The organism is Listeria cossartiae subsp. cossartiae, from assembly GCF_014224155.1.
GTDB lineage: Bacteria > Bacillota > Bacilli > Lactobacillales > Listeriaceae > Listeria > Listeria cossartiae.
Map to the genome: position 1 here is coordinate 42,134 of NZ_JAASUI010000005.1, position 25,917 is coordinate 68,050.

At 37.4% G+C, this 25,917-nt stretch carries 26 protein-coding genes; 16 read left to right on the forward strand and 10 right to left on the reverse strand.

Annotated features, from left to right (window positions below; all coding sequences use genetic code 11):
- Positions 1 to 105: 105 nt before the first annotated feature.
- From addB to HCJ30_RS12770, 5 genes are all read left to right on the forward strand, one after another.
- Entirely contained in the window at positions 106 to 3,579 is a 3,474-nt protein-coding gene (gene addB, locus HCJ30_RS12750; RefSeq protein WP_185392457.1) for a helicase-exonuclease AddAB subunit AddB, read from the forward strand.
- A gap of 1 nt (position 3,580) precedes the next feature.
- On the forward strand, positions 3,581 to 7,288 hold the full coding sequence (gene addA / locus HCJ30_RS12755) for a helicase-exonuclease AddAB subunit AddA (RefSeq protein WP_185392458.1): 3,708 nt from the start codon (positions 3,581 to 3,583) through the stop codon (positions 7,286 to 7,288).
- A complete protein-coding gene (locus tag HCJ30_RS12760; RefSeq protein WP_185392459.1) occupies positions 7,289 to 8,137 on the forward strand; it encodes a fumarylacetoacetate hydrolase family protein in 849 nt (282 codons plus the stop codon).
- Between the two features lie 19 nt (positions 8,138 to 8,156).
- Positions 8,157 to 8,519: a YisL family protein gene (locus HCJ30_RS12765; RefSeq protein WP_185392460.1), complete on the forward strand. Its 363-nt coding sequence runs from the start codon at positions 8,157 to 8,159 to the stop codon at positions 8,517 to 8,519.
- An 83-nt stretch (positions 8,520 to 8,602) separates the two neighbouring features.
- Positions 8,603 to 9,505 (forward strand): YitT family protein, encoded by a 903-nt coding sequence (locus tag HCJ30_RS12770; RefSeq protein WP_185392461.1) that lies wholly within the window; start codon positions 8,603 to 8,605, stop codon positions 9,503 to 9,505.
- A 76-nt stretch (positions 9,506 to 9,581) separates the two neighbouring features.
- On the opposite strand, the gene HCJ30_RS12775 is transcribed toward HCJ30_RS12770, so the two are convergent.
- Positions 9,582 to 10,427, reverse strand: coding sequence for a Cof-type HAD-IIB family hydrolase (locus tag HCJ30_RS12775; protein ID WP_185392462.1), 846 nt, complete (start codon positions 10,425 to 10,427; stop codon positions 9,582 to 9,584).
- A 118-nt stretch (positions 10,428 to 10,545) separates the two neighbouring features.
- Here HCJ30_RS12775 and yjfP point away from each other — a divergent pair, with 118 nt between their 5' ends.
- The 3 genes from yjfP to HCJ30_RS12790 all read left to right on the forward strand — a co-directional run bounded on the left by yjfP (position 10,546) and on the right by HCJ30_RS12790 (position 12,625).
- On the forward strand, positions 10,546 to 11,298 hold the full coding sequence (gene yjfP, locus HCJ30_RS12780) for an esterase (RefSeq protein WP_185392463.1): 753 nt from the start codon (positions 10,546 to 10,548) through the stop codon (positions 11,296 to 11,298).
- A 64-nt stretch (positions 11,299 to 11,362) separates the two neighbouring features.
- Complete coding sequence (locus HCJ30_RS12785; protein ID WP_003720638.1) at positions 11,363 to 11,671, forward strand: metal-sulfur cluster assembly factor; 309 nt, start codon at positions 11,363 to 11,365, stop codon at positions 11,669 to 11,671.
- A gap of 78 nt (positions 11,672 to 11,749) precedes the next feature.
- Positions 11,750 to 12,625, forward strand: a complete 876-nt coding sequence (locus HCJ30_RS12790; RefSeq protein ID WP_185392464.1) for a GNAT family N-acetyltransferase — start codon at positions 11,750 to 11,752, stop codon at positions 12,623 to 12,625.
- Here HCJ30_RS12790 and HCJ30_RS12795 read toward each other — a convergent pair.
- The gene (locus HCJ30_RS12795) at positions 12,616 to 12,966 is read right to left on the reverse strand and encodes a PTS sugar transporter subunit IIA (protein WP_008948569.1); all 351 of its coding nucleotides are present in this window, start codon (positions 12,964 to 12,966) and stop codon (positions 12,616 to 12,618) included. The two genes, HCJ30_RS12790 and HCJ30_RS12795, sit on opposite strands and share 10 nt — an antisense overlap.
- Before the next feature lie 150 nt (positions 12,967 to 13,116).
- Here HCJ30_RS12795 and HCJ30_RS12800 point away from each other — a divergent pair, with 150 nt between their 5' ends.
- The 3 genes from HCJ30_RS12800 (at position 13,117) to HCJ30_RS12810 (ending at position 14,334) form a co-directional block, all read left to right on the forward strand.
- On the forward strand, positions 13,117 to 13,308 hold the full coding sequence (locus HCJ30_RS12800) for a hypothetical protein (protein ID WP_185392465.1): 192 nt from the start codon (positions 13,117 to 13,119) through the stop codon (positions 13,306 to 13,308).
- Positions 13,248 to 13,649, forward strand: coding sequence for a hypothetical protein (locus tag HCJ30_RS12805; protein WP_185392466.1), 402 nt, complete (start codon positions 13,248 to 13,250; stop codon positions 13,647 to 13,649). Before HCJ30_RS12800 ends, HCJ30_RS12805 begins: the two co-directional genes overlap by 61 nt.
- A gap of 163 nt (positions 13,650 to 13,812) precedes the next feature.
- Complete coding sequence (locus HCJ30_RS12810) at positions 13,813 to 14,334, forward strand: type 1 glutamine amidotransferase domain-containing protein (RefSeq protein ID WP_003723656.1); 522 nt, start codon at positions 13,813 to 13,815, stop codon at positions 14,332 to 14,334.
- 41 nt (positions 14,335 to 14,375) lie between these two features.
- Here HCJ30_RS12810 and HCJ30_RS12815 read toward each other — a convergent pair whose 3' ends face one another.
- Together HCJ30_RS12815 and HCJ30_RS12820 are read right to left on the reverse strand one after the other, a co-directional pair.
- Positions 14,376 to 14,642: a hypothetical protein gene (locus HCJ30_RS12815; RefSeq protein WP_185392467.1), complete on the reverse strand. Its 267-nt coding sequence runs from the start codon at positions 14,640 to 14,642 to the stop codon at positions 14,376 to 14,378.
- Between the two features lie 108 nt (positions 14,643 to 14,750).
- Positions 14,751 to 16,043 (reverse strand): NCS2 family permease, encoded by a 1,293-nt coding sequence (locus tag HCJ30_RS12820; protein ID WP_185392468.1) that lies wholly within the window; start codon positions 16,041 to 16,043, stop codon positions 14,751 to 14,753.
- 172 nt (positions 16,044 to 16,215) lie between these two features.
- Between HCJ30_RS12820 and HCJ30_RS12825 the strand changes: the two genes are divergently transcribed.
- Together HCJ30_RS12825 and HCJ30_RS12830 are read left to right on the forward strand one after the other, a co-directional pair.
- Entirely contained in the window at positions 16,216 to 16,845 is a 630-nt protein-coding gene (locus tag HCJ30_RS12825; RefSeq protein ID WP_185392469.1) for an HAD family hydrolase, read from the forward strand.
- 117 nt (positions 16,846 to 16,962) lie between these two features.
- Positions 16,963 to 17,415 (forward strand): hypothetical protein, encoded by a 453-nt coding sequence (locus HCJ30_RS12830; protein WP_185392470.1) that lies wholly within the window; start codon positions 16,963 to 16,965, stop codon positions 17,413 to 17,415.
- A gap of 62 nt (positions 17,416 to 17,477) precedes the next feature.
- Here the strand turns inward: HCJ30_RS12830 and HCJ30_RS12835 are convergent, their stop codons facing one another.
- The 5 genes from HCJ30_RS12835 to HCJ30_RS12855 all read right to left on the reverse strand — a co-directional run bounded on the left by HCJ30_RS12835 (position 17,478) and on the right by HCJ30_RS12855 (position 22,704).
- The gene (locus HCJ30_RS12835) at positions 17,478 to 18,626 is read right to left on the reverse strand and encodes a pyridoxal phosphate-dependent aminotransferase (RefSeq protein WP_185392572.1); all 1,149 of its coding nucleotides are present in this window, start codon (positions 18,624 to 18,626) and stop codon (positions 17,478 to 17,480) included.
- Between the two features lie 75 nt (positions 18,627 to 18,701).
- Positions 18,702 to 19,427: an amino acid ABC transporter ATP-binding protein gene (locus HCJ30_RS12840; protein ID WP_185392471.1), complete on the reverse strand. Its 726-nt coding sequence runs from the start codon at positions 19,425 to 19,427 to the stop codon at positions 18,702 to 18,704.
- Entirely contained in the window at positions 19,420 to 20,880 is a 1,461-nt protein-coding gene (locus HCJ30_RS12845; RefSeq protein WP_185392472.1) for an ABC transporter substrate-binding protein/permease, read from the reverse strand. Before HCJ30_RS12845 ends, HCJ30_RS12840 begins: the two co-directional genes overlap by 8 nt.
- A 191-nt stretch (positions 20,881 to 21,071) precedes the next feature.
- Entirely contained in the window at positions 21,072 to 22,070 is a 999-nt protein-coding gene (locus HCJ30_RS12850; RefSeq protein ID WP_185392473.1) for an inorganic phosphate transporter, read from the reverse strand.
- 13 nt (positions 22,071 to 22,083) lie between these two features.
- A complete protein-coding gene (locus HCJ30_RS12855; RefSeq protein ID WP_003723380.1) occupies positions 22,084 to 22,704 on the reverse strand; it encodes a DUF47 domain-containing protein in 621 nt (206 codons plus the stop codon).
- Between the two features lie 386 nt (positions 22,705 to 23,090).
- Here HCJ30_RS12855 and HCJ30_RS12860 point away from each other — a divergent pair, with 386 nt between their 5' ends.
- The 3 genes from HCJ30_RS12860 to HCJ30_RS12870 are packed head-to-tail and all read left to right on the forward strand — an operon-like array spanning position 23,091 to position 25,022.
- A complete protein-coding gene (locus HCJ30_RS12860) occupies positions 23,091 to 23,975 on the forward strand; it encodes an aldo/keto reductase (protein WP_185392474.1) in 885 nt (294 codons plus the stop codon).
- The gene (locus tag HCJ30_RS12865; RefSeq protein ID WP_185392475.1) at positions 23,972 to 24,628 is read left to right on the forward strand and encodes a DNA alkylation repair protein; all 657 of its coding nucleotides are present in this window, start codon (positions 23,972 to 23,974) and stop codon (positions 24,626 to 24,628) included. The genes HCJ30_RS12860 and HCJ30_RS12865 overlap by 4 nt, the downstream gene beginning before the upstream one ends.
- 1 nt (position 24,629) lies before the next feature.
- Entirely contained in the window at positions 24,630 to 25,022 is a 393-nt protein-coding gene (locus HCJ30_RS12870; protein ID WP_185392476.1) for a VOC family protein, read from the forward strand.
- A 12-nt stretch (positions 25,023 to 25,034) separates the two neighbouring features.
- On the opposite strand, the gene HCJ30_RS12875 is transcribed toward HCJ30_RS12870, so the two are convergent.
- Entirely contained in the window at positions 25,035 to 25,904 is an 870-nt protein-coding gene (locus HCJ30_RS12875; protein ID WP_185392477.1) for an RluA family pseudouridine synthase, read from the reverse strand.
- Between the last annotated feature and the right edge of the window lie 13 nt (positions 25,905 to 25,917).

The following is a 25,917-nucleotide window of genomic DNA, read 5'->3' on the forward strand; positions in this document are numbered from 1 at the left end:
GAGCTGTTTTATAGATTTTCAAGCAAAAAAAGCCTCGAAAAAAGTTCTGGACAGATTGCTCAAATATGGTAAACTAAATAAAAACATATGTTCGGTGGTGAGGGTATGACACTTCAAATAATTGCTGGTAAATCAGGAACAGGCAAGACAACTTATTTAATGGATGAAGTTGGAGCAAAAATCAAACAAAATTCCAAGACTTATATTTTTATCGTTCCAGATCAAATGACATTTCAGATGGAGACGAGCTTTTTAAATAAAGAAAATTTAGCGGGTATGCTTGGGACACAAATATTCAGCTTTAGTCGTTTGGCATGGAAAATCCTTCAGGAAACAGGCGGGTTATCCAAGACTTTTCTAAGTCAAACAGGAATCGAAATGGTTATCCGAAAAGCTGCACTTGATCAAAAAGATGAATTAAAGATTTTTTCTAAAGCTACTTCTAGAAAGGGCTTTTATTCAGAGTTAGCAAATTTATTTAAAGAAATGAAACAAGAAGAAGTTTCTATAGAAGATATGGTTAACAGCGCTACCAATTTGTCTACAAGTGTAAACAGCAAAGTTCATGATATTTCACTGATTTATCAAAAGTATGAAGAACTGTTAGCAGATAAGTTTCTCGAAAATGAAGACTATTTGAGATTACTTGCAGAGAAAATTGTAGAAAGCGATTATCTAAATCAGACTGAAATAGTCATTGATGGTTTTACTTCTTTTTCAAAACAAGAACTCTCCGTCATTGGAGAATTAATGCGGAAATGTGATAAAGTGACAGTTTCGCTAACTTTAAATGTTCCTGAAATCCAACAGGGTTTAGATGAATACAGTATGTTTAAGGCGAGTACGGAAGCTTACTATGCTTTATTAGATTTGGCTAAATCGAACGGAATTCAAGTAGAGCAAGAGAAGTTTTTATTAGAAAACCAACGAGCAAAAACAGACTCGTTAGAATTTCTAGCAAATGCTTGGGGTCATAATAAATTTATGGCTTTCAAAGGAGAGCCCAGCAATTTAAAAATTCATCAAGCGAACAATAGACGTGCAGAAATCGAAGGGATAGCACGCGAAATCAGGCAGCTTACATTGAGTGGCTATAGATATAGAGATATGGCCATTTTGACAAGGAACCTTGGAGATTATGATATTTTATGTGAAACAGTAATGGAATCATATGGTATTCCAATCTTCATTGATAAAAAAAGAGCCATGGCCAAACACCCGTTTATTGAGTTTATTCGTTCCAGCTTAGATGCTATTCTATTTAATTGGAAGTATGAACCTATTTTCCAAGCAGTTAAAACAGAATTTTTCTTTGATATCACAGATAATTCAAGTGACTTGCGACGTAAATCAGATATACTAGAAAATTATGTACTAGAAAACGGTATTCAAAATAAATGGAAGTGGGAAAAAGAAGGTGATTGGATTTACCGGAAAATTCGGGGACTCTCTACAAATCTACTACCGCAAACGGATGAAGAAATCCATACACAATCTATTATAAATGACATGAGAGACATGATAGTAACGCCTCTCTCGACATTGGAAAGTAATTTACGCAAAGCGAGTACTGGAATGGAATTTGCACTAGCGCTCTATCATTATTTAGAACAAGTAAAAGCTGTAGAGCGATTGGAATCATGGAGACAACGAGCAGAAGAGCAAGGTTATTTAGAACTTGCCAGAGAACATGAGCAAGCATGGAGTTCTATTTCTGCCCTTTTGGATGAATTTGTAGAGGTTCTAGGCGAGGAAACCTTAGAGCTAATTAGCTTTACGGAAATCATTACAACAGGCTTAGACGCGCTTGAATTTTCGCTTTTACCACCTTCCTTAGATCAAGTTGTTTTAGCTGATATGGAAAACGCAAAGTTACTAGATATGAAAGTTATTTTTGCGATTGGAATGAATGACGGTGTGATGCCACTTCGACAAAAAGATAAAGGTATTCTGTCTGATCAAGATCGAGATGCTTTACGTGCAGAAGATAGTAATTTAAAGCCATCAGCTAAAAATAATATTGGTGAAGAAGATTTATTAGCATATAAAATTATTAGTCTACCAAGCGATAAGTTGTTTCTTAGTTATCCAGCTGCTGATGAAGAAGGCAAAGTTCTTAGCGAATCAAACTATCTAAGAAAAATAAAAGGTCAGTTTAAAGAATTAAACGAATCGGTTTACTTAACAGATCCGAGTTTATTAAGTGATGAAGAACAAAGTAATTATATTCGCTCCAAACAAGCAGCATTAGGGTTGTTGACAAGTCAATTGCAAATGTACAAACGTGGTTATCCACTATCTATTGTGTGGTGGGATGCTTATAATAGCTATTTTGAAGATGCCAAAGAATCCAGAATGGCAAAACAAATATTGTCTAGTTTATATTATGAAAATAAGACTAAGCCTTTACAAGAAACAACAGCCAAAAATTTATTTGGAGAAACTATTCATGCTAGTGTTTCTCGAATGGAGAAATTTTTCAGCTGCGAATTCCAACATTTTGCGCAATATGGATTAAAACTAGAAGAACGAGGTCATTTTCAGTTGCAAGCTGTAGATATGGGAGAGATTTTCCATGGTGCTATGGAGTGGATTTCAGCTGAATTAAAACGAAATAATTTAGACTGGGGCAATTTAACAGAGGAAGAATGTCGACAAATGGCGAAACTAGCGATGACATTTTTAGCACCGAAGATTCAGCATGAGATTTTGCTAAGCTCCAAACGAATGGAATACATTCAATATAAGTTACTCCAAATTATAACGAGAGCGACCACGGTCTTAAATGAGCAAGCCAAAAGCAGTGCATTTCGTCCAGTAGGCTTAGAGGTGGATTTCGGGCTAAAAGGAGATATTCCACCATTAAAAATCCCCTTACAGTCCAATAGTGAACTCCTTTTGCAAGGACGAATTGATAGAATAGATATGGCGGAACAGGATGATCGAACATTCCTTCGAATCATTGATTATAAATCTAGTTCGCATGATCTGGCGCTTACTGAGGTCTATTATGGATTAGCGCTACAAATGCTTACTTATTTAGATATTGTTGTAACAAATGCACAAAAAATGATTGGGAAAACTGCAGAACCAGCGGGCGTGCTGTATTTCCATATGCACAATCAATTTGTGCAAGCGGAAAAGGAACTAAGTGATGAAGCTATCGCAAAAGAATTACAAAAAAGTTCCAAAATGAAAGGATTGATTTTATCAGATCCAGTGGCGGTATCATTAATGGATACGACACTGGAAAAAGGAAAATCATCCCATATTATTCCAGCAGAAATTAAGCAAAATGGTGATTTAAGTGCGAGGTCAAGGACAGCTACAAAAGCAGAATTTGATAAAATGCGCCAATTTGTGCGACATAAATACCAAGAAGCTGGTAATAAAATACTTGATGGGGCAGTCGCGATTAACCCTTATAAATTAAAAGAAAGAACCCCTTGCCAATTTTGTAGTTTCCGTTCTTTCTGTGGATTTGACCCATCTCTAACCAGCAATCAATATAGACATTTAACAAATGAAAAGTCAGAAACAATTTTAACAAAAATGGATGTAGAAGGAGGGGCGCAGTAGTATGAGTTTTGACATACCATTAAAACCAACTGATTCTTTATGGACGGATGACCAGTGGAAAGCCATTCAAGCAAAAGGAAATAATGTACTTGTAGCTGCTGCTGCGGGCTCTGGGAAAACGGCTGTTCTAGTTACTAGAATCATTGAAAGATTAATAGATGAATCGGCTAACTTAAATGTAGACGAGTTACTTATTGTGACTTTTACAAATGCGTCTGCTGCAGAAATGAAATTTAGAATAGGAAAAGGTTTGGAGGAAGCTTTAGAACAAAATCCAGATTCTGCCCATTTGAAAAGGCAAGTAGCTTTACTTAACTATGCCTCTATTTCCACACTTCATTCCTTCTGTTTAGAAATTATTAGAAAATATTATTTTGAAGCAGATATAGATCCAAGTTTTCGCTTAATTGAGCCAATTGAAAGTAGCATGATTCGAGATGAAGTTTTGGAAGAACTGCTGGAAAAAGAATACAGTATTGCAAACAACGAGGCTTTTTTTCACTTGGTAGAATCGTTCACCGGAGATCGATCTGATGTAGAATTGCATATGCTAATATCTAAACTCTATGATTTCTCTAGGGCAAATCCGGACCCGAATGCATGGCTAGAAACAATGGTAGATTTCTATAATACTGAAGAAATTACTTCGATTACAGAATTACCCTATTTTCCAATCATTAAAGAAGATATTGAATTAAGAGTTAATCAAGCTAAAAACTACTTGTTGAATGCGATAGATTATGCAAACGAAAATGGAGGTCCAGCACCATATTTACCTACATTAGAAAATGATTTAGCTCAAATTAATGCATTATCAGCGCTGGATTGGACTAGCTGGGAGAATCTAAAGTTAGCCACTGAAAGCATTGATTTCAAACGAATTCCAACACTAAAAAATAAAAGTGACTACGATGAAGTATATGTCGAAGAAACAAAAAAATTCCGAGACGCTGCAAAAAAAGAAATTAAAAACATCGCGATAGACTGGTTTTCGAGAGCAGAAACCAATTATTTGGCGGATTTAGAAAAAATGAAACCAGACATTCAAACTTTGAGTGAATTAGTAAAAAGTTTCGCCAAGCATTTCTTTGAAGAAAAACAACAACGAGGCGTATTGGATTTTAATGATTTAGAACACTTAGCCTTAAAAATTTTATTAAAAGGCAACGAAGCGTCGGAAGTTGCTCACAATTATCAAAAACAATTTAAAGAAGTATTAATCGATGAATACCAAGATACTAATATGGTCCAAGAAACTATCTTACGCCTTGTAACTAATCCAGATGATAAGCAAGGAAATTTATTTATGGTTGGAGATGTAAAGCAATCTATTTATCGGTTCCGTTTAGCCGAGCCAACTTTATTTATGACGAAGTATCAAGCATATCAGCAAGACGGTAATGGAACTGGGATACGTATTGATTTATCGCAAAACTTCAGAAGTAGAAAAGAAGTACTCGACGCAACCAATTTCATCTTTCACCAATTGATGGATAGACATATTGCAGAAATTGACTATGATTCAGCTGCAGAGTTGACTTTAGGCGCAAATTTTCCAGAAACAAATGAAATGGCGACAGAACTTTTATTGATTGATATGAAATCAGAAGAGAAAGAAACGGAAGATGAATTATCGCCACAAGAATTGCAGAAAAACCAAGTAGAATCACGCGCAATTGCAATGAAAATTAGAGATATGATAGATAACAAGTTTCCAATTTATGATAAAAAATTAAAGCAAAATAGACCTATTCAATACCGGGATATAGTTATTTTGGCGCGGGCGATGACAAGTGCTCCGGATATGGAAGAGGCAATGAAAGGTGAAGATATTCCGTTTTATGCTAATAATAATTCTGGCTATTTTGAAACGACAGAAGTAGCCACGATGATTGCACTTATGAAAGTGATTGACAATCCTTATCAAGATATTCCGCTTGCTGCTGTACTACGTTCACCGATAATCGGTTTAAATGAAGAGGAACTTGGACAAGTACGTATGGCGAAGAAAAATGGCTATTTCTTTGATGCTTTATTAGTATATAAGGATATAACCGTCTCAGAAACAGCAGATAAAATAAGTGCCTTTATTCAGCAACTAAATACTTGGCGCGAATTATCTATCCGAGAAAATTTAACTTCTTTAATTTGGCAAATTTACCAAGAAACGAACTTCTATGAATTTGTTGGTGGATTACCTGGTGGCAAACAGCGCCAAGCTAATTTACGAGCTCTGTATGATCGTGCGAATCAATACGAAAAGACTTCCTTCCGTGGCTTGTTCCGTTTCGTTCGCTTTGTCGAGCGTTTGGAAGTTCGCGGTGATGACTTAGGAACAGCAAAGACACTTGGTGAAAAAGAAGATGTCGTTCGGATGATGACTATCCATGCCAGTAAAGGACTAGAATTTCCCGTGGTAATCGTCTCTGGACTAAGTAGGAAATTTAATATGCGTGATATTTATAGTAAAACACTGCTAGACAAAGATTACGGATTTGCATCTAATTATCGAGATATCCAGAAAATGATTGTTTATCCGACTATTATGCAACAAGCTATTAAACAAAAAAAATCTCGCGAAATGATTGCGGAAGAAATGCGTGTTTTATACGTTGCCCTCACTCGTGCGGAAGAAAAGTTGATTTTGACGGCTACTGTACCAGATTTTGAAAAAACAAGTAAGAACTGGTTGCAAGTTGCCAAAGGAAAAGAAACTATTCTACCAGCAGCAACAAGAGCAAAGGCGAAGTGCTATTTGGATTGGATAGGAAACGCGACTATTAGACATGAAAGCTTTAAAGATTTATTGTGTGAAGAAATGATTCAAACACTTCCGACAGGCATGAAGCTCCAGATTGAAATCAAAACGAAAGAAATGTTTTTAGCAAGTGAACTAGAAAAATCAAAATCGGACAATTGGTTGGAAAATATAAAGGAACATCAACCAGTACCTGTTCAAAGCCCATATAAGGACGAAATTCAGCGATATATGAACTATGAGTACGGAAACGAGGCGGCGACAGAAATTCGTGCTAAACAGTCCGTAACAGAGCTTAAACGGCAATTCTCTTTGCAAGATAGCTGGAGTGATACCACTTTGCTAAAAGAATTTCAAAAAGTATCACTAGATAGACCAAAGTTTTTACAACAAAATAAGTTATCGGCAACAGAAATTGGTACAGCAATGCATACCCTTATGCAAGCAGTTTCGTTAGAGAGTCAGCCGTCGAAGGAAGATTTAGAGCAACTTTTACAAACGATGCGTGAAAAAGATATCTTAACCGAGGCGCAAATTAAAGCAATCAATATACAACAAATAATAGGTTTCTTTGAATCGCCATTAGGAAAAACGATGTTACAGAAAAAAGACCTAGTCAAGCGCGAAGTACCTTTCAGTTATTTGCTCCCTGTATCCAAACTATATGAACAAGCTGATATAGACGAACGCGTGCTCATTCAAGGTGTTGTTGATAGTATGATTGAAGAGGAAGAATCAATTATTTTAATTGACTATAAAACAGACAAAATTGAAGGGCGATATGCGGATTGGGAAGCTGCTGAAAAAGTAATGAAAGAACGATATCAAATACAGATTAAGCTTTATGCAGAATCAATCCAAGCTATTAGTGGAAAAAAAGTAACGAAAGCATATCTATATTTCTTCGATGGACAACATATATGCCAAATAAACACAAAGGAAGGTCTTTAAATGAAATGGTTGAGTTATTTATATCAGGGGAACTTTGATTACGGCTTGTTAACACCTGAAAATAAAATTATCCCTTCAAAAACAATTTTTTTGAATCCGCCAGCAACCCTTTTGGATTTCATCAAAGAAAAACCAGCACTTCCTGAATTACAAGGAATCAAAGCGAATATCGATTTAGCTGATGTGGAAATTCAAATTCCTTTTACACCACCAAATAATATCATCGCTATTGGAAAAAATTATTATAATCATGTGTTGGAAATGGGAAGTAAAGAAGATGTTCCGGAGCATATTCTTGTATTTACAAAGAGTGCTAATAGTTTGTTGCCACATAATGGACAGATTGAGCTTCATCAAAATATAACCGAGCAACTCGATTATGAAGGAGAACTCGCAGTTATTATCGGGAAAGAAGTCAGAGATATATCCGAAAAAGAAGCATTATCTGCTATTTTTGGATTCACTATTTTAAATGATGTCACAGCGCGAGACCTTCAGAAAAAACATAAACAATTTTATATTGGGAAAAGCCTTGATGCAAGTTGCCCGATTGGTCCGTATGTACTTGAAAATGATGCAAGCGAAGAAATTACTTTTTATATTGAGACGAAGGTTAATGGTGAAGTGAGACAATCGGACTCTACAGATAAGTTTATATTTAGTTTAGCTCGAATTATTGCAGACCTATCAAAAGGACATACGCTAATTCCTGGTGATATAATAGCTACGGGAACTCCTAGTGGTGTAGGGAAAGGCATGAACCCACCAACTTTTTTACAAGAGGGGGACCTTATCGAAATTACTATCGATAAAATTGGAACATTAACTAATCAAGTAAGAAAATCTTAAAAAGGAAGAAGGAAGTATTATGTGGGGTTATATTCATTTAATTTCTTGGGTAGCCATTGTTGTATTAACAGTTACAGCTTTACTCATTTATTCCAAATCTGCAAAAAGTTTTACGATATTGCAAATGATTAATCGCGTTTTTTACATTCTCGTTATCCTAAGTGGAATTATGATGGTGCAGTACAGCGTGGAACAAAGCTGGATTCTAGCGATATTTAAAATTCTAATGGGGATTATTGTGATTGGCGTTGTAGAGATGCTGCTTAGTTATCGAAAACAACAAAAACCAACGGGCATGTTTTTAATGATTTTTGTTATTGTGGTAGTGATTACGGTATCACTAGGCTTCTATTTGTCAGGCGGATACCCATTATTTAACTAAAAATCAAAAAAATAATGAAAAAGACTTCTCTTTTCTCTGGAAAGTTGGTATGTTATGTTAGGGCCAAAAAAGGAGAGAAGAAAATGAGTTCAAAAATAGTATATAGAGAATATGCTAAAAAAACCGCCATTGCGATTATAGCAGCACTTTTAAACGCAATAGGCATGAACTTCTTTTTAATACCAGCACAAGTTTACGCTGCTGGATTAAATGGGGTTGCACAACTAGGTTCAGACATGTTACGTGATTCAATGAATATTTCTATTTCGACAGGGCTGCTTGTTCTGTTATTAAATATTCCAGTGGCAATTTTAGGCTGGTTAAAAGTAGGGAAATCCTTTACTGTTTTCAGCTTTTTAACAGTTGCTTTTATGTCATTTTTCTTGATTGTTATTCCAGAAGTGCAAGTGTCCAACGATATTTTGCTTAATGCGATTTTTGGGGCCTTAATTGCTTCTGTAGGTATTGGTTTGGCTTTGAAATTTGGTATTTCTACTGGCGGACTTGATATCGTAGCAATGTACATAACAATTAAGACGGGGCGCTCTTTTGGAAAGTATTTCTTGCTTCTAAATGGTGTTATTATAATTGTCGCAGGGTTCGCCTATGATTGGACATTCGCGCTCTATACGCTGATTTCTTTGTATGTTCAAAGTAGAGTGATTGATATTATTCATACGAGACATCAGAAATTAACAGTGATGATTATGACGCAACACTCCGAGACTGTTATTAAAGCAATTCATGAAAACATGGTGCGGGGTATTACAGTTGTAGATGCGATGGGTGGCTACTCAAAAGAAGATGTAGCAATGCTAATTATGGTAATTACTCGTTATGAATTATATGATATTACGCACATTGTCGGAGAATTTGACCCTAAAGCCTTTATTAATGTCATGGAGACCTCTAGCGTGTTCGGGGATTTCCGTTCTGAGGCAGACCAAAAATTGGCAATGGCAATGTATAAAAATAAAATGATGTAAAAAAGCTGCAAGGTATGGCTCTTGAACCAAAAATTAGAATTCCTAACTTTTGTAAGACCATACTTGCAGCTTTTTATTATAAGTTTAAATTTTCTTCTAAATATAGAGCGATGCCATCATCTTGGTTGGAGGCGGTTACCACATTCGCTACGTTTTTTACGGATTCAGCAGCATTGCCCATTGCAACACCAACGCCTGCATAATCTAGCATTTGTAAATCATTTGTCTCGTCGCCGAATGCAATGATATCTTTACGATCAAAGCCTAGTGTTTTGGCAGCAGCTTGAACGCCGATTGCTTTGTGGATCCCATATTTAATAATTTCCACTGCAGGCCAAGCAGATGCTCCCCATGTATGGTGGGAAATAACGCCAGAAAGTGATTCATCTAAATGTTTGCTGATTAAATCTAGTTGATCCATTTTCCCGAAAAATAATAAGGAAGTAGCATCGGATTGAATAGCATCACGGATATTTCCAAATACGATATTTTCCGTACCTAAATGGAATGTTTCAGGGACACTGTTGTTGTGTTCTTTCAAAAAGACATTGTCCTGTACTTCAGCCGCGATATTATCTAATGCAAAGTCGTTGGAGAAATCAAGTAACTCGTGAACAACATGTAAATCAATGGCATGATGGTATCCTTCAGCGAATGTAGTAAGTCTAGGATGATGATAAACAGCGCCGTTGAAATTAACAATCGGTGTGGTTAATCCAAGTTCGTGGTAGTAAGAACCGCTAATTCGGTATGGGCGGCCTGTTGCGATCATAACTTCATGACCAGCCATGCGTGCTTTTTCTAAAGTATTTTTTGTATGCGAGGAGATAGTTAAATCATCTCTAAGTGTTGTGCCGTCAAGGTCTAGTACGATTAATTTTTTAGACATAGTTTGCTCCTTTAATTCATATGGTTGGTTCAAAACTGCCCCTTCATGCTAAAATAAGGGCACACATTAATGATAGACGTTAATCACAAATTTGTAAATGATTCCGACCTTTACAATAGCTTAATAAACCTTATAGAAATGAGGCTTCATAATGATTCAAGTAGAAAATGAACAAATTGCGGGAATACCAGTTTTACATATTAGCAATAGCGAAAATGCAGATAAAATGTTACCAACAATCATCTTTTATCATGGTTTTACTTCTCAAAAAGAACTGTATTTACATTATGGATATTTGCTTGCACAGCGAGGTTTTCGTGTGGTTTTACCAGATGCGAAGTTGCACGGGGAGCGCCTTCAAGGAGCGAATCCAGAAGATCAAGCGACGTTCTTTTGGGATGTGATAGAAACGAATATCAAGGAATTCCCATTAATTATAGATGAACTAATTAAAGCTGGGAAAACAGACCCGAATCGTATTGGTGTTGGTGGAGTTTCGATGGGAGCTATCACATCGCTTGGGCTTCTTGGGCAACATGAAGATATTAAAGTGGCAGTTAGCTTAATGGGAAGCGCGTATTACGTTGATTTTGCTAAGGAGCTATCTAAATATGCACTAGCACAAGGACTAACATTCCCTTATGACGTTGATGAGCGAATTTTATCCTTGCAAAAATACGACTTAACTCAAAATATTACTAAAATAAACAACCGTCCATTGCTACTTTGGCACGGTAAAAAAGATGATGTTGTACCGTTTGCTTATAGTGAAAAATTATATCAAACGCTTGTGGAAGATAGCTTGGCGGATAATGTGCAATTTATCATTGACGATAATGCGAAACACAAAGTTTCCGTCGAAGGAATGCTGCAAGGAGTTAGTTTTTTTGAGAAATTCTTATAATGAAAATCATTCTCATATATGATACAATAAATGTACAAAATTGCAAAAAGGAGGCATATGCTTCATGGATGAGCAACTGAAAGAAAACCTAATGGGCGCACTAGAACAAGTTATCGATCCAGAACTTGGTATTGATATTGTGAACATTGGGCTTGTATATGATGTTGAGTTAGATGATGACGGGCTTTGCACAGTATCAATGACGCTTACAACAATGGGATGTCCGCTTGCTGGTATTTTGACTGAGCAAGTACAAATGGCGTTAAGTGATATTCCAGAAGTGAAGGATACAAATGTAAACCTTGTTTGGAATCCACCTTGGACTAAAGATCGTATGTCACGCTATGCAAAAATAGCGCTCGGGATACGCTAATTAAATAAAAATGAGCAGGTAGAACGTATTTCGCGTTGTACCTGTTATTTTTATAGAAATGAGTAGAGGAATAGAACGATGAATTATGAAATGATAAGTAACTACAAAGAGAATAAATTATATCGCGATAGTTTTAATAGACTTGCTGAAAGTACTTTTGATATTAATTTTGAAGAATGGTTTAATCAAGGTTTTTGGAATGATAAATACGTTTGTTATTCTTATATCGATAATGAGGAAGTCATCGCGAATGTTTCCATTAATAAAATGAGCTTAATTTATCAAGGCAAGGATTATAGCGCTCTCCAAATTGGCACCGTTATGACGCACCCTAATTACCGTGGTCAGGGACTTGCTAAGGAATTATTAGAACATGTAATAGCCAAATATGAAGCCCAATATGACTTCCTATATCTATTTGCCAATGATTCTGTATTAGATTTCTATCCGAAATTTGGTTTTGAGCGTGTCGAGGAAAGTAGTTTTACTGTCGATGTAAGCAGTTTGAAACGAAAGTCTGCTAATATAAAAAAACTGAATCCCGATAATAATACCGATTTTCAGCTAATAAGTCGTATTGTATCTGAAAAAACTCCACTTTCTAACATACTGGATGTCAAAGAAAGTGAAGATTTACTGATGTTTTATGTATTAATCGCATTAAAAAACGAGCTTTACTATATTGAAGAAATAGATACGATTGTTCTGATGGAACAGGAAGATGCTGATTTATATGTACTCGACATTCTTAGTACGAAAAAACTTGATGTGGTGGAAGTTTTAAGTTATCTGCCGACTAAAAAAATCGAAACAATTCATCTTCTATTTACGCCAGAAAAGAGCAAATACATTGATGCGGCACATATCATTGAAACGGAAGATATGTTGTTTGTGCGGCCGAATATACTTACAAGTGAGCCTTATTTCTTATTTCCAGCGACCTCTCACGCTTGATTTTCAAGTTTTGTCAGACGCTCTTCTAAACGCTGTTGATGTTTATACTGTTCAATGATCCTTTTAGCGAGTTGTAATTCTGCTTGTGCAGTCATTAAGTGGTCTTGCCCGTGAATTAATAAAAATGACGGGTGAGCTACTGTTTCTGAGTCGCGAATAGATACTAATTTTGTTTGCCAAATATGGCCTTCTTGAAATTGATCTTGTGCGATTTGTAGATGTTCATCCGCTTTGTCGAACTGATACTTTTCTGCATAATCAATTGCTTTATATGCTTCTTTACGTGTGTTTCCACCATGCAAAATAAGTTTTACAACAGCTTCTTCTACTTGAATTTCCATTTTTCCACCCCAACAGTTGATTGTTTTCTTTTATTGTAGCAAATGCCTGAACGATATGACAATAAATTAGCAATAAATCAGCCTATGGAATGATGCGTTTCATTTCGTGTGGCGTATAATAGACAATAGAAAAGGTGTGGAGGGATTCAAATGGAAGAACGTTTGTATGAACTAGAAGATAAAGTACAAGACCTAGAGCTTGAAGTGCATGATTTACGTGCTAGAATTCAACTGCTTGAAGATAAACCAGCTGCTCGTTCTAGTTTACTCGGTCATAATGTATGGGTCTTGATTCCATTAGTCGCTATTGTTTCTTGGATGATTGTAGAAATTTTCAGCTAAAAGGGACCCGCAAAGGTTTCTTTTTTGTGCATAATATCGTTGTTTCTATACGAAAAACAGCGATAATAGTAAGGTTTTTATATCTTTTCTTAGCTTCGTCACAAAAAATCTATATTTATTTACTTGCTTTTTTCAAGAACAATAGTAAAATAAGTTATAGGATAGAGTTTTACCTCGATGAAAGTTTCATTTTTACTAATGTGATTTTCATGGGGATAAGACCCTATCATGGTTATAATGACTTTTGGTGTATCCATCTTCCAATAGAATGGCAACTAGTCAGACATCTGTTTAGACACCAAAATCATTATTTGTTTTCATTCATCTCATTGGCCGTGTAGTTCATGTCTATGCCTCATCCCGTTATGCATAGGCGCCCGAACATGATGGCAACGCTGGAAATGTTTATTTCGAGCGTCTTTTTTTGTCTTCTTTTATAGGCGGAATAATTTAATAACAATCTGGTTATTGTTATACTGTAGAAGAGGATAGGAGGAGATTTATATGACTTTAAAAGGTAAAAAAGTTATTGCGCTTGTCAGTGAAGACTTTGAGGATTTAGAGCTTTGGTATCCGGTGCTTAGATTGCGTGAGGCAGGCGCTTCGGTACATCTAGTGGCAGAGGAAGCGAAAAAAGTTTATCACGGTAAGTACGGAGTCCCTGTTACTTCTGACTATGATTTTGATTCTGTTCGCGCAGAAGATTATGATGGAATTTTAGTTCCAGGTGGCTGGTCCCCGGATAAGTTGCGTCGTTTTGATAGCGTACTGAATTTGGTTCGTGCTTTTGATAAAGCGAAGAAGCCAATCGGACAAATTTGCCATGCTGGTTGGGTACTTGTTTCTGCCGGGATTTTAGAAGGTGTGAATGTGACAAGTACGCCAGGAATTAAAGATGATATGACGAATGCGGGAGCTATTTGGCATAATGAGCCGGTTGTAACAGACGGACACATTATTTCAAGTCGTCGCCCACCAGACCTACCAGAATATTTACCAGCGTTCATTTCCGCTTTAGAAGATTAAAAAAAGAAGCATTCCCAAAGTGGGGGATGCTTCTTTTTAGTTTAGAAGTAAAATGTAACGATAAAGCCGATAAAACTAGGGATTGCTGCGACTAAAAGCAGGATACTCCAGCGTAATTGGCTTTTTCGACTAGGATTTCCACTACGACCGCCAAAGGAAACGAATGCGGATAGAATAATGGATGCAAAGACAATAATGGTTGTAACAATGGAATATAATGTGGATACAGTGTAGTCAGGTATCAAAAAGCTTGCTAGAAAAACAGCAACAGCAAGTACGACACCGGCGAGCAGTGATTTTAAAAACACGACAAGTTCAACTCATTTCTAATTAGTTTCTCTCTTCTTTATAGCAAAAGACGTGGTTTTTGTCCAATAAAAAAGCGCCTACCGAGTTCGGCAGACGCTCGTTCGTTATTAATGTGGTAAAAATGCTACGAGAATGAAGAATAGTGCGGCGATTACAATTAGGAACCAGTTAAGTTCGCGCCATTTACCAGTGAATACTTTTAGTACTGGATAAGAAATGAAACCGAACGCTAGGCCGATTGCAATGCTTGAAGTTAGTGGCATAGCTAGAATAACTAAGAAAGCAGGGAATGCTTCATCTAGCGTATCCCAGTCAATTTCTTTAACAGCACCAATCATCATGCTACCAACAATGATAAGAGCTGGTGCAGTGATAGCGGAAATTCCGGATACAGCACCAACAAGTGGAGCGAAGAATGCGGAAATCATGAATAAAATTGCTACTGTAAGTGTTGTTAGACCAGTACGTCCGCCTGTTGCAACACCTGCAGATGACTCGATGTAAGCACTTGTAGGTGTTGTACCGAACATCGAACCAACACTTGTTGCAACTGCATCTGCCATTAATGCTTGCTTAGCGTTTGGTAATGATTCGCCTTTCATTAAGCCAGCTTTTTTCGCAACACCGATCATTGTTCCGGTAGTATCAAAAATCGTTATGAGTAGGAAGGACAAGACGACGGCGTAAAGCCCGTAACTCATTACATCACCAAAAGCATTAAGTGGATTAGTAAAAACGAATTCTGGCATTGGCGGAAGTTTAACAATACCTTCTGTAAATTTAAGTTCACCAGTGATAAATGCGATAATACCTGTTGCGATCATCCCGATGAATAAAGCTCCTTTTACGTTTAAAGCAAGTAGGATTAAAGTAATTAAAAGCCCAACAATAGCTAAAATGGCTTCTTTGGAATGTAAATCACCTAAACCGACTAAGTTTGAGTCATTTGAAACGATAATGCCTGTCATACGGAAACCGAGGAAAGCGATAAATAAACCAATACCAGCTGTGATCCCGGCTTTTAAATTATGTGGAATAGCTTCGATGATTTTTTCACGAAGCGGTGTTAAAGATAGTAATAAGAAAATAATACCTGCTACAAAGACCGCAGCGAATGCGACCGAATAATCTAGTTTTTGAGTTGTAACTACTGTGACGAAGTAAGCGTTCATACCAAGTCCTGGCGCAATCGCGATTGGATAGTTAGCGAAAATCGCCATCCATAATGTACCGATTACTGCTGAAATGATTGTTGCCATGAAGACCGTATTGAATGGAACACCTGCTGCGGAAAGGATAGCCGGGTTGACTACTACGATATATACCATCGTTAGGAATGTAGTAAAACCAGAGATGACTTCCGTTTTAACATCTGTACCGTTTGCTTTTAATTGAAACATGCGTGTGTTTCACTCCTTTTTTAAAATCATGCTTAATGGTAAATAACGAACATTAAAAACCACAACTTCAATATTATTCGTTTTTTACTAAAAAAGCAACCCTTTTTCGAAGATTTCTTAAATAGTTTATCTATGTTACAATGAAAGTATCACTTATACTAGGAGGATGCATGTGAAGGCAGTTGTTTTTGATTTTGATGGCACCATGCTTGATACGGAGAATTTATGGTATACGGAGACAATGAAATACTTGAAAGACACGTACGATATTGATTTACCAGATGAAATTTATCAGCAAATTATCGGTACAAGTGAAGAACCGATTATTACTTATATGATGGAAGCAACGAACGGGGCTTTTGATAAAGAAGCTTTTTTAACTACCGTGGCGGACGCTTGCCATCTTGGTCAACAATCACTTGGCTTTCGTGAAGGTTTTAAAGAATTTTTTGAACAAGTAAAAGCGAATGATTATAAAATTGGTCTTGCTACAAGTTCGGGTTATGCTTGGATTAAGCCTACGCTCGAACGACTTGGGATTTTAGCGGATTTTGAAACGATTCAAACGGCGGACCATGTGGATGAAATCAAGCCACATCCGGCACTTTATTTGCAAGCTGTGGAGGCTCTTGGTGTGAAGCCAGAAGAAGCGATTGCAATAGAAGACTCGAAAAATGGCGCACTATCAGCGATGCAGGCTGGATTAAAAGTCTATATCGTACCGAATGAAGCGACAAAAAACATCACTTTTCCAAAAGAAGCGGCGGTTGTGTCTTCTTTTGCAGAAATCAAATTAAAATAAAGGCTTTGTTAAAGAATAATGTGGATATTTGATACCTTTTTAAAATGTTGTGATAATAGGAACGAATAATCGTTTGCGTTTATCTGAATTTAGTGTGTAAGAGGTGGTAGATACAGGATGAAACTTCCTAATGGGGTAACTGGTTTTTATAATTCAGAAGCTAATAAACCTCCAAATATAGAAGAGAAACAGTTCAAGCAATTATGCTTCGACATTGTATCTTGTAATGGTGGAAAAGTTATAGGTTTTAATGCACCCCAATCCCCAGCAAATTTTTATTATGCGCAAGTTGAAATTTTAGGTAATAGTTTATATATCTTGCTGAACGCACATTATCCTTATCTTACTTTTGCATCAAACGTTGAATTTGGTGACATCAACTTCATCGAAAATCCTTTTCTTTATGAACAATTTGCTCCTTTCTACCAAATTATCGGTGCAGTAGAGCTAAACAGTTCTTATAATCAAAGCATGGCAAAGAAATCAGACTTAAATAGTGCTGAATTGGAACAACTTGCTTACTGGAAGCCCGAAACGGTAGGTCAAATAATCTTCAACTACTGGGATTAAAAAAATAATAACAGAGCTAAAAAAAGAGCAAACTTGCGAATGAAGCAAGTTTGCTCTTTTAATTAGAAGGTTAATTTGGCTAGGCGGTTGAATGCTTCTTCTAGCACGCTAATGTCTTGGGTTGCAGCCAGGCGAACATAATTATCACCAGATTCACCGAAAGCTAGCCCAGGAATTACAAGGACTTGCGTTTCTTTTAACACATATTCTGTAAATGAAACGGAATCCATGTTTGTTTTAGAAATGTTGATAAAGGCGTAAATCGAACCTTTGAGTGGATGTAAAGAAAGATATGGGATTTCTTCCACCCGTTTTGCGATGTATTCTAGACGCTTTTGGAAGGTTTCTGTTACTAAAGGAATTAGTGTCTCAGAATGATTTAACGCGTAAATAGCAGCTCGTTGGGACGGCGACGGGGCAGAGTACGTAATTCCTTCGTTAATAATCTTCGCAGCTTCGTTTAAATAAGTTGGAGCAATCATATAACCTAGACGCCAACCTGTCATCGCGAAATTTTTAGACATACTACCGAACGTAATTGTATGATCTGGCGCGAATTTGGCCATAGGTACGAATTCTTCATAAAAACTAAAACCATCATAGACTTCATCAGATAAAATAAAGAAATCGTATTTTTTAGCTAGATTAGCGATTTTTTCAAATGTGTCTGGTGAAAAAACAGCGCCAGTTGGGTTATTAGGTGAATTTAAAATTAAAGCTTTCGTTTTATCGGTGATGGCAGCTTCTAAAATATCGATATTAATCGCGAAGTCATCTTTTTCGTAAGTAGGGATGATAATTGGCGTACCACCAGAGTTTAACACTTGATCTTTGTAAGGAGAGAAGTACGGTTCGTGAATGATGACTTCATCGCCGTCGTCAAGAATGGTTTGCAAAGTTAAATACATACCATGAAGCGCGCCGACTGTGGCACGGATTTGGCTACGTTCAAAAGAAAGATCATAATTGCGGCTGAAATAACCACGGATGGCGTCAATTAGTTCCACGTCGCCACCTGATTCGGTGTATTTTGTATGACCAGCACGAACGTCTTCAAATGCAGCATTGATAATGGATTCATCCGTAATTAAATCGGGATCGCCGATAGATAAATCAAGAATATTAGGCATTGTTTTCGCGAGTGTACCAATATCAGCGAGGATATTAACGGGCATTTGTTGATGTCTTTTAGCAATTTTTGAGTTATTCATCATGGGTAATTAGCTCCTTTTTTCTATAAGTGCAGATAAACGCCTCACCAATAATAGGCGAGACGTAATCTAAGTTTATGCTAAAACTTTTCCTAAAAAGTCTTTTGTACGATCGTTTTGCGGGTTTCCGAATACTTCTTCTGGTGTGCCTTGTTCTTGAATCACGCCTTCGTCCATGAAGACAACGCGGTCGGCAACTTCTCTTGCGAAGCCCATTTCGTGCGTTACGACGACCATGGTCATACCTTCTTTAGCCAGTGATTTCATAACGCTTAAAACTTCACCGACCATTTCAGGGTCAAGTGCAGAAGTTGGTTCATCGAATAGCATTACATCTGGATTCATTGCGAGCGCTCGGGCAATGGCTACCCGTTGTTGCTGTCCACCAGAAAGTTGCGAAGGATAGCTAGTTGCTTTATTAGCTAGTCCAACTTTTTCAAGTAAGGAAAGGGCATGTTTTTTGGCAACTGCACTATCTTCATTTTTCACTTTTGTTGGAGCGAGCATCAGGTTTTCGAGTACGTTTTTATGTGGGAATAAGTTGAAGTTTTGGAAAACCATGCCCATTTTTTGGCGTAGTTCGTTGACGTTGGTTTGTTTTGCCATTAGGTCTTTGTTTTCGAAAAGAATTGTGCCGGATGTTGGTTGTTCTAATAAGTTTAGGCAACGTAAGAAAGTACTTTTTCCGCTTCCGGAAGGGCCGATAACTACGACCACTTCTCCGGATGCGATTTCAAGGTCAATGCCTTTTAAGACTTCTAATTTACCGAAATGTTTGTGTAAGTTTTTAATATCAATCACTTGTTCTCATTCTCCTTTCAGCAACACCTAGTAGTCTCGACAGGCTAAATGTTAGTACAAAGTAAATTAACGATGTAATGATTAGCGGGATAAATGGTTTGAAGCTTGCGCCTTGGACTACGCCAGTCATAAACATTAGTTCAGTTACACCGATAACGGATACGATGGAAGATTCTTTAATAACAGTAACAAATTCATTACCAAGTGCAGGAAGAATATTTTTTACAGCTTGCGGTAAGATGATGTAACGCATGCTTGCTCCTTGTGTCATACCAAGGGAACGAGCTGCTTCCATTTGGCCTTTGTTGACAGCGGAAATACCTGCGCGGATAATTTCAGCAACATAAGCGGCACTGTTTAAGGATAGGGCGATACAACCGGAAACAAAGGCGGATACGTCCATTCCGATAATTTGCGTTCCGAAAAAGACGATGAAAATTTGAATAAGAAGTGGCGTACCACGGACAAATTCAATGTAACATGCTGCTGGCCAGCGTAACCATCTTGTTTTCGCTAGTTTCATGAGCGCTAGTAATGAGCCGAGAATGGCGCCACATAATACGCCGATAGCGGCAAGGGCAATCGTGATTAATGTACCAGTGATAAAGTAATTGCCATATTTTTCGTAGAAGCTACCATCTTGGAACATTAGTTTATTGGCTTCTTTTTGATATTTTTTTAGTAAGCCTGTGTCTTGGATGTCTTTAATGGATGCGTTGACTTTTGCTTGCAAATCAGTGGAGCCTTTTGGCATTGCGATGGCTGTTTCTTTACTACCGTTAGCAAATTTAATATCGGCCATTGCTAGTGTCTTATCTTGGCTAATATACGCTTCGGCAACAGGGCCTTCTAAAACAACGGCGTCGACTTTGTTGCTTTTAAGGTTAAGGATGAGGTCGGGTACTTTTTGAAGGGAAACTACTTCAGAGCCAACTAATTCATTTTGCGCTAATTCTTCTTGGGTAGTTTGTTTTTGGGCGCCGACTTTTACACCACTAAAATCATTTACACTCGTATATTTATCTTTATCTGTTTTTCTAATCACAACTCGTTGTTGAACGAACATATATGGATCAGAGAAATCTACTTCTTTTTGACGTTCGGGTGTAGGTGACATCCCGGAAATAATCATATCAATTTTGCCGGTTTTTAGTGAGCCAAGTAAACTGTCGAAGTTCATTTCTTTAATATCTAACTTCACGTCTAAATCTTTGGCAATTTTTTCGGCAATGCTTACATCAAAACCAACGACTTTATCTTTACCGTCGATTGTTTGATGAAATTCATACGGTGGATAGTCAGCGGAAAGTCCGACTGTCAAAACACCTTTTTCTTGAATATTAGCTAAGGTTTGATCCTTGGTATCAGCGGCGAACACAGTAGTGAAGCCAGAAAATACAACTATAAAAACAAGTAAAATTGCTGCGAACTTTTGTAATAAATGCTTCTGCATAAGTACAACTCCCTTTAGTATTTGAGTAATTTATAATAAATGAATCGTTATTATCGATGTTTATTATAATACATCAAAATGAGTAAATATGCAATATATTTTTAAAACAATCTTATTTTTACGTATAATTATTAGTTTTATTCAAAAAAATGTATAAAAAGAACCTCGCATAAGCAAGGCTCTAAAGTTTATTAAAGAATGAATCTTAGTACATAGAAGATAAGGGCTGCAATGGTTGCAGAAATAGGAAGTGTGATAACCCATGTAATAATCATGCGTTGTGCAGTATCCCATTTGACACCTTTCACACGGTGAGCTGTTCCAACACCAAGGATAGAAGAGCTGATTACGTGCGTTGTACTAACTGGTAAATGAATGAAAGTGGCACCGAAAATAATGATAACGGAACTTAAATCAGCCGCTACACCATTAACTGGTTTGATTTTCATGATTTTACCGCCGACAGTTTTGATGATTTTCCAACCACCAATACTTGTACCAATCGCCATGGCAATCGCACAGGATACTTGAACCCATAGCTGCACATCATCGGTTGTTTGGAAACCACTAGCAATTAAGGCCATTGTGATAATACCCATTGATTTTTGTGCATCGTTTGTTCCGTGTGTGTAAGATTGTAGCGCAGCAGTTCCGACTTGAATCATCCGGAAGCGCCGATTGGTCGTGGCTAAGTTTAAGTTCTTCAAGAATATCTTGAAAAGTGAATATATCGTGTAACCGACTACGAAAGCAAGTACAGGAGATACTAATAAACCAACAATGATTTTAGTAAATCCGCTGTATTCGATTGATGCAAATCCAGCTGATGCAATGGCTGCACCGGCGATGGAACCAATCAAGGCGTGAGAGGAACTACTAGGAATTCCGAAATACCAAGTGATTAAGTTCCATGCAATAGCTGAAAGTAATGCTGCTAAAATAACAAGTTCCCCGTGTTCTAAAGCGAACGGATTAACAATGTCTTTTGTAATTGTTTTAGCAACCCCTGTGAATGAAATAGCACCCACAAAGTTCATTACAGCAGCGAGAATAATCGCATGTCGTGGTTTTAAGGCTTTTGTAGAGACACTAGTCGCAATGGCGTTAGCTGTATCATGGAACCCGTTAATTAGGTCAAATGCTAGCGCGGCAAGTACGATGACGAGGGTGATGAGAAACATTCCTTCCATCTATCTAGGCCCCTTACGCATTTTTCATGACAATTGATTCAAGCGTATTCGCAACGCTTTGACAACTATCAGCAATGTCTTCTAATTTTTCATAAACTTCTCTTAGACGAATAAGTTTAATTGGATCTTTTTCGTTTTGGAAAAGTTGGATTAGTGATTCGCGGTAAACATCATCACATTGAGATTCGTAATCTTTAATTTGGATCGCAAGTTTACGAACATCTTTAAGTTTTTTATCAAAAACAAGATCAACTGCTTTTTCAATTTCAACAGTGCTTGCTTGAATAGCTTGGATAAATTTAGTCATGTATTCATCATAATGAGTGATTTGGCAGATTTCTAGTGAGAAAGCTGTTTCATCAAGTGCATCCATCACGTCGTCAAGGCGGTTAGTAAGTTCTAACATATCCTCACGTTCGATTGGTGTGATGAAAGCGTCGTTTAATTCCATAATCATTTTGTGAACCATGGAGTCCCCAGCTGTTTCATATTCTTTGATTTTATTCGAGAAAGTATGTAGATCCTCCACCGAATTAATGTTGTAAGTTGCAAAGAAATTTGCACCTTCATGTAAATTTACTGCAATGTCATGCAACAACGAAGCAAAACGGTCTTTTTTATTTTTAAAAGCCATTTTCTTAATTCCCCCGATCATTTTTGGTCATTAATAATCAGCTCGCTTTTACTTTGAAAAGGGAGCTTTTTTCTTAACGATAAGTTAACAAAAATTAATAAAAAACTTGATAGATCTTTACCACAAATTAATACTAACATAGGATGGGAATAAATAGGAAACTTTTTTTTGGTGACTCTGCAAATAAACGTTCTGACAGCGTTTCCAATGGCTGTTTTTAGGTATTTCACTAAATGAATAAAAAAAGTAGATTTTTTGTGGCTTTTTATTAGGAGAGTAAGGCGCATTTCGGTATACTGGTTTTAAAATATAAATTTGCGAAAATAGTGTATAATTCATTTAAGAGAAAAAGTTCACAAAACAGTTTTCGTGAGGAGGGTTTCGTTTTGACAAAAACTTTACAAGACAGAATGATACTGCCGGGGAATGAGACAATTCCTTATATTGGACTTGGTGTGTTTCAAGTAACAGAACAGGAATTTATCGCTGGTGCTGTGGAGAAGGCGATTGAAGTTGGTTATCGGTTGTTTGATACAGCAGCAGTTTATAATAATGAAGCAATTGTTGGTCAAGCGATTGCGGGAAGTGCGGTCTCGCGCGAAGAATTAGTTATTAGTTCAAAAGTGTGGAACGGTGACCTTGGCTACGATGAGACGTTATTTGCGTTTGAGCGGACGCTGCGCAATTTGAAGCTAGATTATTTGGATTTATATTTGATTCATTGGCCTGTTGCAGGGAAATACCGTGATTCTTGGCGTGCGATGGAGCGACTGCATGCTGAAAAATTGATTAAGTCGATTGGGGTTGCGAATTTCAAGCAACATCATTTAAGTGATTTATTAGTTGCTGCCAATGAAAAACCGGTGCTAAATCAAGTGGAAACGCATCCACTTTTACCGCAGAATGATCTTCGGAAGTATTTGGCGGAACAAAATATCGCGCATGCTGCTTGGTCGCCACTTGCTAAAGGAATTTTGATGCAAAATCCGGTGATTACAGAAATCGCGAAAAAACATCAAGCTTCTGTTGATCAAGTGATTTTACAATGGCATTTGAACCGAAATACGATTATTTTTCCTAAGTCGATTACTTCTAGTCGAATTGAAGAAAACTCGCGCTTGTCGTATTTTCAATTGGATGCCGGTGACATGGAGAAAATTGACCGCCTGGAAACTGGCAAACGTGTTGGGCCGGATCCAGATGATTTAGAATACTTTTTAAGCAGCATTGAACGAGAACGCGCTTATTTAACAGGCGGGAAAACAGAATGACAGATATTCAAACGTTATTTCGCGCTAATGGTTCGCGAGCAGCAGCCCCGCCGATGGAAGCTTACATGAAAAATCAATTTACTTTTTTGGGGATTAGAGCCGGCGAGCGAAAAAAATTAGTAGCAACATTTTTGAAAGAAAACGGAGCGCCAGTTGATTTGCTTGGTCTTGCTGCCACTTTATTTGCAGAAGAAGAACGTGAATTTCAATATGTGGCGATTGATTTATTAAGCCGTTATGGCAAAAAACAGCCGAGTGAAGCGATAGAAGTCTATGAAAAATTAATTATAACGAAGTCGTGGTGGGATACGGTGGATGGTTTGGCGGGAACCGTTGTAAGTAATCATTTCAAATTGTATCCTGACCTAATTCCTACTTATAATGAAGCGTGGATTAACGGAGACAATATTTGGCTTGCGAGAACAGCGATTTTATTTCAACTTAAATATAAAGAACAAACCGATGTGGAGCTGCTATTTTCCAATTGCGAAAAATGGCTTGATTCCAAAGAATTTTTTATTCAAAAAGCAATTGGTTGGGCACTCAGACAATATGCCAAAGTAGATAGTGAGGCGGTTCGTCAGTTTGTAAATAGCCACACACTTGCGCCGCTAAGCCGTAGAGAAGCGCTTAAACATATCGGGGAGGCGTAAAATGTTACATCATGTGGAAATTTATGTAGCTGATTTAGAAAAAAGTCGTTTATTTTGGTCGGAATTGTTAGAAGAGCTTTCTTATGAGTTATATCAGTCGTGGAATGAGGGCTTTAGTTATAAGTTCGGGGAGACGTATTTAGTCTTTGTACAAGCCGAGGAACCGTTTCTGGCAGAAGGTTATCACCGTAAACGAGTTGGCTTGAATCATTTAGCTTTTCATGGTGGTACTAAAGAACGCGTCGATGCGTTTCGGGCTAAATTAAAAGCAAAAGGAATCCGACTTCTATATGAAGACCGATATCCTTTTGCTGGTGGTAAAAATCATTATGCCGTATTTTTTGAAGATCCAGATGGTATGAAAGTAGAGATTTGTGCAGAAGTCACGACGTAATGTTGTGGCTTTTTAAAATACCCAATCATCCCCAGCTGGTGCGGAAAAGTTCATTTCTTTGCCTTTGAAAGGATGATTTAAATGTAATTTCTCGGCATGTAGCATGATGCGATTAGCACGAGGCGAGCCACCGTAAAGTGTATCGCCAATGATTGGATGACCGATGCCGCTTAAATGAACACGGATTTGGTGCGTCCGGCCAGTTTCGATTTGGCACTCTACAAGCGAAGTGTTTTTTTCGTTATCATTTTCTAATACTTTTACATGGGTCACAGCGGGTTGACCGTATGGGCTGATTTGGCGTCTAGAGCCGTGATGGCGATCTTCACCAATTGGTTTATTAATCGTCTGCATCACAAGTCCCCAAGTGCCGTCAACAGCTGCAAGATAAGTCCGGTGAATCGCTCTATTTTCCATTTGCCACGATAGGCCGGCGATCGCTAATTTATTTTTAGCAAAGAGCACTAGTCCAGATGTTGTTTGATCGAGACGATGCACAGCTAGGGCATTCGCTTCTTGGTCTGTTTTTTCTAAATAATATTGCACTGCATTCGCGCACGTATCCCTTTCGTAACTATCATTGGGATGCGTTTTCATATCAACAGGTTTGTTCACGACAAGTAAAAAATCATCTTCATAAATAATTTCTAAGTCATACGCATAAACCGGAATTTTTTCGTGCAAAATGATTGGTAAAGAAAGACTTGCACCGACAAAAAGTGGCGTATTCCAATCTTCAAGTGGCTTATTATTAAGCAACACATTTTGCGACATGCGAATTTCATGGCGCGCTTTTTTTCCTAGATGGAATTTTTCTTGCAAAATAGTCGTTAATGAAAGGCCTTCCCAATCTTCTAAAATGGGCAATGTTACATGTGTCATAATCGTATCATCC